The sequence below is a fragment of the Sporomusa aerivorans genome, from assembly GCF_041428895.1.
Lineage (GTDB): Bacteria > Bacillota > Negativicutes > Sporomusales > Sporomusaceae > Sporomusa > Sporomusa aerivorans.
Genome location: NZ_CP156926.1, coordinates 4,217,530 through 4,229,590, shown reverse-complemented (window position 1 = coordinate 4,229,590; position 12,061 = coordinate 4,217,530). Strand labels below are relative to the sequence as shown.

The window sequence follows — 12,061 nt, the reverse complement described above, 5'->3', positions numbered from 1 at the left end:
AAATAGTGCCGAGGAGGAATGGAACATGATACTAATGATAGATAACTATGATTCGTTTGTATACAACCTCGTCCAATACCTTGGCGAAATCGGCGAAGATATTCGGGTCTTTAGAAATGACAAAATTACAATTTCTCATATAGAAGATTTGCGCCCAGACCATATTATCATTTCTCCCGGGCCATGTACGCCTAATGAGGCAGGTATCAGTCTGGAACTCATTCGGCATTTTAAAGGAAGGATTCCTATGCTGGGGGTTTGCCTGGGACATCAGGCAATTGGACAGGCGTTTGGCGGCGATGTAATCCGCGCCCAACGTTTAATGCATGGGAAAACATCACTGGTATATCATGATGGTAAAGGCGTGTTCAATGGCCTGAAAAATCCTCTCACTGCCACAAGGTATCATTCTCTTATTGTTAAGAAAGAAACATTGCCCGACTGTCTGGAAATCTGTGCTGAGACTGATTTTGGGGAAATTATGGGTATCCGGCATAAAGAGTATGCCATTGAAGGCGTGCAGTTTCATCCGGAATCCATTCTCACGGAAAATGGACATGCCATGTTGATTAATTTTCTTGCATTGAATCCAAACTGGACAAGCAAGCGGAAAGGAGCCAACTGGTAAATGAAGCCGACACCGACAATTCGCGAGATAACACTCAGCCTACCGCCTGCTGAAGTGTTTGCATTGTTTGCCCAGCAGCCAAACAGCGTATATTTGGATAGCGGTAAGGATATAAACGGTATGGGGCGTTATTCATTTATTGCCCGTGATCCTTTTTTGGTGTTTACAAGTAAAGGAAATACAATACATATTAAAGAAAAAGGTGAAACACAGAGTTTTACCGGAAATCCGTTTGGTGAATTGCAACGGCTCCTTAATATCTATAAAATGCAAAAACTGCCAGGACTGCCGCCCTTAACCGGCGGCATTATCGGCTATTTTGGTTATGACATGGGCTATCTGCTGGAAACCATTCCTGCTTTAAGTGTCGACGACTTAGATAATCCTGACTGTGTTTTCGGCTTTTACGATACGGTGCTGATATTTGATCACCATACCAGTAAAGTGTATATTGCTGCTAACGGTTTCCCCGAGCGGGAAGAGTCGGCGCGGTGCAAACGGGCTGAGGAACGTTTGCAGGAAATGACTGCCTTAGTGGCTCAGGCTAAGCCGCTGCCTGAGCCCAAAGCCCAAATCCCTGAAGGTGAGTTTGCGTCGAATTTTACCCGTCAGGGACACTGCGACATGGTGCAGAAAGGGATCGATTATATTGCCGCCGGGGATATTTTTCAGGTTAATTTGACACAGCGATTTCATGCTAAGCTAACAGTACCTCCCTATGAATTGTACCGGTATTTACGGCACATCAATCCTGCGCCATTTGCCTCCTATCTGAATTTTGGCGAAGTCATCATTGCCAGTGCTTCCCCGGAACGCTATTTATCGCTTACTGACCGAGTTGTGGAGACAAGACCGATAAAAGGTACAAGACCGCGTGGACATGACGCAGAATCTGACCGGCAGCTCCGGGAAGAACTTATAAACAGTGAAAAGGACCGGGCTGAGCTAGTTATGATTATTGATCTTGAACGCAACGATTTAGGCCGGGTATGTGAATTTGGCAGTGTGAAAGTGCCTGATTTAATCCGTCTGGAGGAATATGCGACAGTCTTTCATTTAGTCTCAACTGTGGTTGGTAGAATGTCGGAAGGGAAAGATGTCATTGACTTAGTAAGCGCTTCATTCCCCGGCGGCTCCATCACCGGTGCGCCCAAAGTGCGGGCTATGGAGATTATCGACGAGCTTGAGTCGGTACGGCGCAGCATCTATACCGGGTCAATCGGATATGTTGACTTTAACGGCGATGCTGATTTGAACATTGTAATCCGGACTTTTGTGATTAAGGGAGACCGGGCGTATTACCAAGTTGGCGGCGGCATTGTTGCTGACTCTGTACCTGAGTTAGAATATGAGGAAAGCTTGGACAAAGCACGTGCACTTATGAACGCTTTGGGTTATCAGGTCTAATTTTGAGGCTGGTGATATAATGTTTATTTATTTCAATGGCCGGATTGTCTCTTCAGATGAGTGTGTTGTTTCTCCACTAGATCACGGTTTCCTTTATGGACACGGCTTGTTTGAAACCATGCGGGCATATGGCGGCAGGATTTTTCGGCTTGAAGACCACTTAGGGCGTCTGGAGGACAGCGCAGGGACGCTCAATTGGCCTGTTTTGCCTGCAAGAGAAGAACTGAGTAAGGCTATTGATAAGGTCTTACAGATTAATAATTTGCCGGAGGCATCTGTACGGTTAACTTTGTCGCGGGGTATTGGCGCTTCGCGGCCGGACGCTGCCAGTTGCGGGCAGCCAACCGTGGCTGTGTATGCCTCTTTATTACCGCAGCCGCTGCCGCCGGCCGGTTGGTCGTCAGCCACGGTCAAGCTGCGCCGCAATTTGTCTTCACCGCTTGTCAGCATAAAATCAGCAAACTACCTGGATAATATGCTGGCGCGAGCCGAAGCCAGGCAACTGGGGGCTCATGAGGCTATTATGCTAAATACAAACGGATCAGTGGCTGAAGGGTCAATGAGTAATATATTTCTTGTAGCAGCCGGCAGGCTGATTACTCCCCATGAAATGAGCGGCATTTTGCCGGGGATTACCCGCCGTGTTGTTATTGAACTAGCCCATTCAGCCGACATACCTGTCGAGGAGCGGGAAGTAGAGGTCGAAGAACTTGCCGGTGCTGATGAAATTTTTCTGACAAGCTCAATTATGGAGGTTATTCCGGTAACTGTTCTTGATGGACGTCCGGTGGGGGCGCAGCCTGTACCGGGAGCGGTGACTTTGCGGCTTGCCCGTTTATATAGAGAACTTGCCAATAGGGAGTGAGGGATATGGACGCACTCAGGGGAACAGCCAATTATCAGGTTGTTAAAATAGACGGGCAGAATGTTACCAGGACTGACGAAGCGGTTGTTGAAGAAATCCCGCTGACAATTTATTTGAATGGTAAGGAACTTGTTACCATGCTGGCTGCTGCCGGTGAGGAAAAGTACCTTGTCATTGGTTTTCTGGCTACAGAAGGAATCATACAGAATATTAATGATATTAAGACGATTGATATTGATATGCTGCAGGGTGTAATTCATATTACCACCCACGCAGGTGAAATTGCCGCCGAAAAAATGTTTTTAAAACGCTATCTTACTGCTTGTTGCGGCAAAGGGCGCAGCGCCTTCTATTTTGCCAATGACGTATTGACTGCCAAGACGGTGAGTGCTGACTTAACACTTACACCTGAGGAAGCTATGCGTTATTCCGAATTGCTTGAGGCAGCTTCGGCGACATTCCGCTTAACAGGCGGTGTTCATGGCGGGGCACTGGCGGCGGCAGGTAAACTGGTCTGCTGGAGTCAGGATATTGGCCGCCACAATGTATTTGACAAGTTGTACGGGCGTTGTCTGACAGAGGGGATTAGTACGCATGATAAAGTTCTGGTCTTCTCAGGAAGGGTGTCCTCGGAGATTTTGTTGAAAGTCAGTAAAATGAATATATCTGTCATAATTGCCCGTTCTGCTCCCACGAGTCTGGCAATTGATATGGCTGAGGAACTTGGTGTGACAGTCATTGGTTTTGCCAGAGGCCAGCGTTTAAATGTTTATAGTCATAAGGAACGCATTGTTGGACTTTAAATTTAAAATACAGTGGCAGAATAAAAGATTGGCGATCTAGGAGGAGAAGTACGGTGGCGCTCAAGAAAGTAAGGATACATGAAGCTGTTGGTATGGTGCTAGGCCACGACATGACAAAAATTGTGCCTGGAGAATACAAGGGACCGGCTTTCAAGAAAGGACATATTATCCGTGAGGAAGATATACCCCATTTGCTCAATATTGGTAAAGAGCATATTTATCTTCTTGAACTAGGTAAGGACCAAGTTCATGAGAACGAAGCGGCGTCACGGATTGCCAATCTGGTAAGTGGAACTAATACCTATCTGACAGGACCTTCTGAGGGCAAGGTAACCATATGTGCCGGTCAGGACGGGCTGTTAAAAATTAATCGCGCCGCCGTTACGGAAATTAATACTGTTGATTATACTGTCTTATCGACTTTGCATGGCAACCGGCTGGTCCAGGCGGGACAAATCCTGGCCGGAGTAAAAGTAGTGCCCTTAATTGTGGATAAGCAAACTATCCGGAATGTGGAGCAGCTTGCTGCACAATATCAGGACATAGTAGCCGTTAAACCGCTTCAGTCTCTGAAAACAGGGATAATTACAACAGGCAACGAAGTGTTTTACGGGCGTATTCAGGATAGATTCGGCCCCGTATTGCGGGAAAAGGTAGAGACTTATAACGCCACATTTAACGGCATCGCCTACCAGCCGGATAATACTGAGACTATTGCTCAGGCTATTAGGACTCAGGCTCAGGCGGGGTCTAAGGTTATTATTGTAACTGGCGGAATGTCTGTTGATCCTGATGATGTGACACCGGATGCCATCCGCGCGACCGGGGCTGAAGTTATTACTTACGGCACACCGGTATTGCCGGGAGCGATGTTTATGCTGGCTTATCTTGATGATATCGCGATCCTGGGTTTGCCTGCCTGTGGAATGTTTTCGAAGATCACAGTACTGGATTTGGTTTTCCCCAGAATACTGGCCGGAGAAAGGCTCACTAAACAGGATTTTGCTCAAATGGGATATGGCGGTTTATGTATGGGTTGTGAGGAATGTACGTATCCCTGTTGCCCTTTCGGAAAGTAAGGAGGAAATCAAATGTCAGTTAAACTAGAGATTGCTCAGGAGATTTTGTTAAATTTAGTAACTGTAATGCCTAGGGAACGAGTACCCTTACAGGAGTGCTGGCGACGTATTTTAGGTGAAACGGTTACCTCTGATATGGATTTTCCGCCTTTTGACCGGTCGCCGCTTGACGGTTACGCACTTATCGCCGACGAAGTTGCTGCCGCCACGCCGGAAAACCCGGTAATCCTACGGCAGATTGATTATATTCCCGCCGGTGAAAATCCTCATACGGCTGTTAGGGCCGGGACAGCATGCCGGATTATGACCGGGGCGCCTTTACCACCGGCGGCAACAGGCGTCATTCGTTTGGAAGATACAGTCTTACAGGGGAACAGTGTAGCTATCCTGGCCGGTAAGGGGGCAGATAAAAATATCTGCTTTCGCGGTGAGGAAATCTTTGCCGGTGAGGAGGTTGTTGCCCAGGGGACTGTTATCAATGCAGGGGTTATGGGGATGCTGGCTGTACTTGGTAAAAGTCGTCCCTATGTTTTCTGTAAACCACGGGTGGCGCTTATTGCCACAGGCAGTGAGATTGTACCGGTGGACTTTCCGTTAGTGCCGGGAAAAATTCGTAATTCCAACAGTTATATGCTTAGTGCTCAGGTGGCTGACGCTGGCGGGCAAACAGTACTATTAGGCAATGCTTCTGATAATGTCGATGAAATTGCGCATTTACTAGAGACAGCATCTGACTGTGATGTTTTTGTAACTACCGGCGGTGCATCGGTAGGTGACTATGATCTTATTGGCGAGGTATATAAAAAACTGGGTATTACTTTACTGTTTGACAGAGTAAGCATCAAGCCGGGCATGCCTGTGTTAGCCGGTACCCGTGACGGGAAACTGTATCTTGGTTTGTCAGGCAATCCGGCCGCGGCCGCTATTTCTTTTGAACAACTGGTGCGGCCGGTTTTGATGAAAATGGCTGGACGCAAGGTATGGTGGCGTCCAAGGATTAAAGCGATACTGGCGTCGCCGTTTAAAAAAGCGACAGGCGCCAAACGCTTTGTGTGGGCCCGGTGCTGGCAGACAGCCAATGATATTTTGGTTGAGCCGTCGCGCGGACAGGGCAACGGTATGCTAAAATCAGCAATGGGAGCAAACTCGATAATTGTGATACCTGAAAATTCGCCCCCATTACCAGTAGGTACCGAGGTAGAGGTAGTTTTACTGGCCGATGCTTAGTTAAAATCACCTAAAAGCACCAAAAAACGACTGATAAAAAGATCAGCCGTTTTTTTTATGTTCGCAGATATATGTGTTTGCTTATATACTATTCAATAAAGATTTACAGGCAGGATGCTAAGTAAAGCTACGATTAAGCGCCGGTGTTGAAACGTTGTTAATATCCTGCTCAGAATTTAGTTGATTTTATTTAGCTATGATATTTTTAACCAGGAAATCAGCCATGGGGATTGGATTATCAACGGGAAAATGCGGTACTTCCTGATAAACCACGGTATCAGTAGCCATCGCCAGCAGTTCTTCTTCTAAACAAAGCGGGCTGTCGCAGGCTTCTTTGCGGAATACTTCGATTCTGCGTTTGCTTTCCCGCTTGTAGCCTTCGGTAAAGATAATATCAACTCCGTCAATGTGGGCAGCTACTTCCTCAAGTAATAATTCTTGATCCACTTTTTTGATCATGGCCATTTTGGCGGGCGAGGATATGCAAACAATATCTGCGCCTGCCTGCGCGTGGCGCCAGGTATCCTTGCCTGGTTTGTCAATATCAAAGCCATGTACATCATGTTTTATTGTGGCCACTTTATAGCCTCGCTGTTTAATTTCCCGAATCAATTTCTCTAAGTATGTAGTTTTACCGCAGTCAGAGCGGCCTACAATCGATATTATCGGAATCATGGCGCTGGTATTACCTCTTTTCTCTATTTATTTGGCAAATGATTACAATTTAATTATACGTGGATGATGAGCATTTGTGCAAGCAGTTGGTAGCGGTAAAAAGATGTTCTGACTTTGTGAAATTTTTTTCATAACTATGCAGGAATTTTTGGGAAAATATTGAATAATTGCAAAAAGGTCAACAACTTGCTTCTAAAATGCAATAATTCTATTCTGAACAGCTTAAAATGTTTACTCAAGTGCGAAAATTAATTTTATTGGGGGGAGAGTTTTGGAGAAAGTTTTAACAGTATGTCCGTATTGTGGGGCCGGTTGCCAAATGTATCTGCTGGTGGAAGGCAACCAAGTTGTGGGCGCTGAGCCGGCAAACGGACACATTAATGAAGGCGAGTTATGTCTGAAGGGTCACTACGGCTGGGATTTTTTAAACGATACCAAAATCCTGAGCAAACGCTTGACCAAGCCATTGATTAGAACCAGCAGAAGTGAAGAGTTTCATGAAGTGGAATGGGATGAAGCACTGGATTTTGTTGCCGATAAATTAATGTCAATTCGTGGCCAATACGGGCCGGATGCTATAATGGGTACTGGTTCGGCCCGTGGTATGGGCAACGAACCTAACTACCTTATGCAAAAATTTATGCGCGCAGTGATCGGTACCAATAATGTCGACCATTGCGCCCGGGTTTGACACGCTCCTTCCGTAGCCGGTCTGGCTACAACATTTGGCAGTGGCGCGATGACAAACTCGATACCGGAAATTGAAGACGCTACTTGTCTGTTTATTTTCGGCTACAATGGTGCGGATGCCCACCCGTTGGTTGCCCGCAGGATTGTCAAGGCGAAGGCAAAAGGCGCCAAAATTATTGTGGTGGATCCCCGTAAAACGGAGGCTGCCAGGATTGCCGACATATGGCTGCCGATCAAAAACGGCTCTAATATGGCTGCAGTAAACAGCTTTGCTAATTTTATCATAACCCGGGGCTTACAGAATAAAGCCTTTATCGATAATTATACGGAAGGCTATGAGGAATACAGGAAGACAGTTGAGAAATATACGCTCGAGTATGCACAGGCAATTACCGGATTAGATCCGCAGCTTGTGGCCCAGGCTTTGGAAATCTACGCCAAGTCTGAACGGTCCTTTATCTTATATGGAATGGGCGTTACCCAATATAACCAGGCAGTAGATGTTGTCAAAGGCTTAGGCTCGCTTTGCCTCCTGACAGGTCAGATAGCAAAGCCCAGTTCCGGCATAGGCCCGGTCCGTGGCCAAAATAATGTTCAGGGCGCCTGTGACATGGGCGCACTTCCCAATGTATTTCCGGGATACCAGACGGTTACTGACCCGGTTATACGCAAAAAATTCGCCGATGCCTGGGGTGTGGAAAGCCTGCCGGAAAAACCGGGCTATACACTGACAGATGTGCCGCACTGTGCTGAAGAAGGAAAACTAAAAGCCTTCTATATTATCGGAGAAGACCCGGTACAAAGCGATCCTGATGCGGCCGGCGTGAGAAAGGCCTTAAGTGAACTGGAACTGGTTGTTGTTCAAGATATATTTATGAATAAAACGGCGCTGCATGCGGACGTTATCCTGCCGGCTACCTCCTGGGGTGAGCATGGCGGGGTGTTCAGCGGGGCGGACCGCAGATTCCAACGCTTCCGCAAAGCAGTAGACGCTAAAGGTGACGTTAAAGACGACTGGGTAATTATTTGCGAATTGGCAAAACGATTCGGCTATGAAATGAAATATAAAGATACCGAGGAAATCTGGAATGAGATGATTGGTTTATGCCCGAGCTTTGCCGGCGCTACCTACGACAAGCTTGAGAAACTGGGCAGTATTCAATGGCCGTGCCGGACGGCGGAAGATACGGGGACGCCTTATTTGTTTAAAGGCAACGTATTTCAGACGCCCAGCAAGAAAGGGAATTTCTTCGCGGCGGAATGGCGGCCGCCTGTCGAACTGCCTGACGCCGAATATCCGCTGGTACTGTCTACCGTACGGGAAGTAGGGCATTACTCCTCCCGCACGATGACTGGCAACTGCTGGGGCTTGGCTAAATTGGCGGATGAACCCGGATTTCTCCAGATTACTCCGGAAGATGCCGAAAAACTTGGTATTCATGATGAAGAGCTTGTACGAGTAACCTCGCGACGCGGGTCGGTTATCACCAGAGCGCTGGTTACTGACCGGGTGCGGGCAGGTGTTGTATATATGACCTATCAATGGTGGGTCGGCGCTTGTAATGAATTAACTATTCATGTTGTTGACCCAATTTCCAAAACACCTGAGTACAAATATTGCGCGGTTAAGGTAGAAGCGATTAAAGACCAGCACAAGGCTGAGTTGGAGCTGACAGCCGCATACAATGATCTTAAGCGTAGGCTGGGAGCCGTCGTTAACTAGTAGGATTTGAGAATGAGCTGGACGTTTGTTTAAGATCTATGTTGCTTAATTTACTCTCGGCTGTAACTGGTTTGTCAAGTAGCAAGGAAGATTCTTTGGTAGATTTTTGGGCTGCCTGTTTTAACCGGCAGCAAGAAACTACGACAGAAGATTATTGTTTTGACTATTTGCTAATAATTCTCCCGGCGTTTAACATAAATAAAACTTTATGCTTAAAGGGGAGAATTTTAGATGGAAAAAGTATTGACAGTATGTCCATATTGCGGTTCTGGCTGCCAATTGTACTTATGTGTTGAAAACAACAAAGTTGTTGGGGCTGAACCGGCAAACGGACCTATCAATGAGGGCGAGTTATGCTTGAAAGGCCACTATGGCTGGGATTTTTTAAACGACACTAAGATTTTAAGCAAACGTCTTACCAAACCTATGCTTCGCTACAGTCGCAGTGAACCGCTGCGCGAAGTTGAATGGGAAGAAGCGCTTGACTATGTGGCGGACAGACTCAGGTCTATTCAAGAAAAGTATGGTCCTGACGCCATTATGGGCACCGGATCAGCCCGCGGAACAGGTAATGAGACCAACTATGTCATGCAAAAGTTTATGCGGGCCGTAATCGGGACCAACAATGTCGACCATTGCGCCCGTGTGTGCCACGGACCTTCTGTGGCCGGGCTGACAACAATTTTCGGCAGCGGGGCCATGTCCAATTCAATACCTGAGATTGAAGACGCTGATTGCCTGCTTATCTTTGGTTACAACGCAGCCGAGGCGCATCCCCTGGTGGCAAAACGGATTCTGCGGGCTAAGCAAAAAGGCGCCAAAATTATTGTTGTCGATCCGCGCAGGACAGAAGCAGCCCGGATTGCCGACCTATGGCTGCAACTAAATAATGGCTCCAATATGGCGCTGGTGAACAGTTTTGCTAACGTTATCTTAGACCGCGGCTGGCAAAATGATAATTTTATCAATAACTTCACCGAGGGATTTGCCGTATACCGGAAGATTATTGAGCGTTATACGCCGGCATATGCCCAGACAATCACCGGTATTGCACCCCAGTTAGTGGAAGAAGCCATGAAGATCTATACCCATTCTGCCAATTCGTTTATTCTGTGGGGGATGGGCGTAACTCAGTTTGGGCAGGCGGTCGATGTCGTCAAAGGTCTTGGCTCGCTATGTCTTCTAACCGGACAGATTGGCAAGCCGAGTTCCGGCGTTGGGCCTGTACGCGGACAAAACAATGTGCAAGGTGCCTGCGACATGGGAGCATTACCAAATGTTTTCCCCGGTTATCAACCGGTCACCGATGCTGCTAACCGCAAAAAGTTTGCCAAAGCCTGGGGCGTAGAGGACCTGCCGGACAAAATCGGTTTTACGATTACAGAGGTTCCACACGCTGTGGAGTCCGGCAAATTGAAGGCCTTTTACATCATTGGCGAAGATCCGGCGCAAAGTGATCCTGATTCCGGCCGGCTGAAAAAATCGCTTGCTAATTTGGATTTTGTAGTATTTCAGGACATTTTTATGAATAAAACGGCACTGCATGCGGATGTAATACTGCCGGCAACTGCCTGGGGAGAACATGGCGGCGTATTTAGCGGGGCTGACCGCCGGTTCCAGCGTTTCCGCAAAGCCGTTGACGCTAAAGGTGATGTTAAGGATGACTGGGTTATCATTGGCGAACTGGCAAAGCGGCTTGGCTATGAAATGCACTATCAGAATACGGAAGAGATCTGGAATGAGTTAATTAGCCTGTGCCCGGGCTATGCCGGAGCAACCTACGAAAAAATGGAACGGCAGGGTTCAGTGCAATGGCCTTGCCGGACGCCGGAAGATCCCGGTACACCGTACCTGTTTAAAAACAATATTTTTCAAACGACCAGCAAGAAGGGGATTTTCTTTGCGACAGAATGGCGTCCGCCGGCAGAAGTTCCAGATGCCGAATATCCGACAGTTCTCTGTACGGTTAGAGAGGTTGGGCACTACTCCTCGCGGACAATGACCGGCAACTGCTGGGCTTTGACTAAGCTCGCAGATGAGCCTGGCTATGTTCAGATCAGTGTTGAAGATGCGAACCTCCTTGGTATCGAAGACGAAGAGCTTATGCGGGTTAGTTCGCGGCGTGGTTCGGTTATGTCCCGGGCGAAAGTGACTGAACGGGTAAAACCGGGTACGGTATACATGACCTATCAGTGGTGGATTGGGGCTTGTAATGAATTAACGATTGACAATCTTGACCCTATTTCCAAAACACCGGAATATAAGTATTGTGCAGTTAAGCTGGAGGCCATCGAAGACCAGGCGGGTGCGGAACAACAGCTGATTACTTTATATGAGAATCTCAAACGAAAACTCGGTGCCGTAGTGTCTTAAATTTTACGGATAAGAAGCTAGGCTTCTTGAAGGAGAGGAAAGTATGGAGAAGTTAAGCCCGTTTGTTGTTGGGGACGGGGAAAAATGCATTGGCTGCAAAGCCTGTGAAGTTGCCTGTCATGTATCTCATAATGTCAATGGTATTACGGCCGGGAATATTGATACGCCAGTGTTCCCCAAACTCTTTGTCACCCGGGTGGATGAAGTGACTATGCCGGTGCAGTGCCACCATTGCGAGGATGCCCCGTGTGCGCAGGCTTGTCTGGAAAAGGCTATTTATTTTGACGGCGATAAAGTGTTGATTCATACAGAAAAATGTAAAGGCTGTAAAGACTGTCTTGTGGCCTGTCCGTTTGGAGCGGTGGAACTTGTGCCGCTTTTTGCCGACGGCCGGGAAGTTATCCAAACAAACTTAGGCAAGCCGCTGATGTATGGCAACAAATGCGACTTATGCCACACACGGGGAAGCGGACCCATTTGCGTGGAGGTCTGTCCGGAAAAGGCGCTGCGGCTGGTGGAGCCGCATAAGGAAAAAAAAGAGAAAAATAGAAAAGCAGTTGCCACAATTGCTGGCATGTTTAAAAAATAGGA

The 12,061-nt window shown here is 47.4% G+C and carries 10 protein-coding genes; 9 read left to right on the top strand and 1 reads right to left on the bottom strand.

What is annotated here, in order from left to right; all coding sequences use genetic code 11:
• Positions 1–25: 25 nt before the first annotated feature.
• Genes pabA through glp form a run of 6 tightly spaced genes read left to right on the top strand, consistent with a single transcriptional unit; the run spans position 26 to position 6,009 of the window.
• Positions 26–628, top strand: coding sequence for an aminodeoxychorismate/anthranilate synthase component II (pabA, locus tag SATMO3_RS20460; protein ID WP_371371588.1), 603 nt, complete (start codon positions 26–28; stop codon positions 626–628).
• Complete coding sequence (gene pabB / locus SATMO3_RS20455) at positions 629–2,035, top strand: aminodeoxychorismate synthase component I (RefSeq protein ID WP_371371587.1); 1,407 nt, start codon at positions 629–631, stop codon at positions 2,033–2,035.
• Positions 2,036–2,054: 19 nt separating this feature from the next.
• Positions 2,055–2,900 (top strand): aminotransferase class IV, encoded by an 846-nt coding sequence (locus SATMO3_RS20450; protein WP_371371586.1) that lies wholly within the window; start codon positions 2,055–2,057, stop codon positions 2,898–2,900.
• A 5-nt stretch (positions 2,901–2,905) separates the two neighbouring features.
• Positions 2,906–3,703, top strand: a complete 798-nt coding sequence (fdhD, locus tag SATMO3_RS20445; protein ID WP_371371585.1) for a formate dehydrogenase accessory sulfurtransferase FdhD — start codon at positions 2,906–2,908, stop codon at positions 3,701–3,703.
• A 53-nt stretch (positions 3,704–3,756) separates the two neighbouring features.
• On the top strand, positions 3,757–4,782 hold the full coding sequence (locus tag SATMO3_RS20440) for a molybdopterin-binding protein (RefSeq protein ID WP_371371584.1): 1,026 nt from the start codon (positions 3,757–3,759) through the stop codon (positions 4,780–4,782).
• 12 nt (positions 4,783–4,794) lie between these two features.
• A complete protein-coding gene (gene glp, locus SATMO3_RS20435; protein WP_371371583.1) occupies positions 4,795–6,009 on the top strand; it encodes a gephyrin-like molybdotransferase Glp in 1,215 nt (404 codons plus the stop codon).
• A gap of 186 nt (positions 6,010–6,195) precedes the next feature.
• Here the strand turns inward: glp and mobB are convergent, their stop codons facing one another.
• Positions 6,196–6,684 carry a molybdopterin-guanine dinucleotide biosynthesis protein B gene (gene mobB, locus SATMO3_RS20430; protein ID WP_371371582.1) on the bottom strand — a complete coding sequence of 163 codons (489 nt, stop codon included), beginning with the start codon at positions 6,682–6,684 and terminating at the stop codon, positions 6,196–6,198.
• A 271-nt stretch (positions 6,685–6,955) separates the two neighbouring features.
• Between mobB and fdhF (SATMO3_RS20425) the strand changes: the two genes are divergently transcribed.
• The 3 genes from fdhF (SATMO3_RS20425) (at position 6,956) to SATMO3_RS20415 (ending at position 12,059) form a co-directional block, all read left to right on the top strand.
• The gene (gene fdhF / locus SATMO3_RS20425; RefSeq protein WP_371371581.1) at positions 6,956–9,097 is read left to right on the top strand and encodes a formate dehydrogenase subunit alpha; all 2,142 of its coding nucleotides are present in this window, start codon (positions 6,956–6,958) and stop codon (positions 9,095–9,097) included.
• A 231-nt stretch (positions 9,098–9,328) separates the two neighbouring features.
• Entirely contained in the window at positions 9,329–11,470 is a 2,142-nt protein-coding gene (gene fdhF / locus SATMO3_RS20420) for a formate dehydrogenase subunit alpha (protein ID WP_371371580.1), read from the top strand.
• Positions 11,471–11,513: 43 nt separating this feature from the next.
• Complete coding sequence (locus SATMO3_RS20415; RefSeq protein ID WP_371371579.1) at positions 11,514–12,059, top strand: 4Fe-4S dicluster domain-containing protein; 546 nt, start codon at positions 11,514–11,516, stop codon at positions 12,057–12,059.
• Positions 12,060–12,061: the final 2 nt, after the last annotated feature.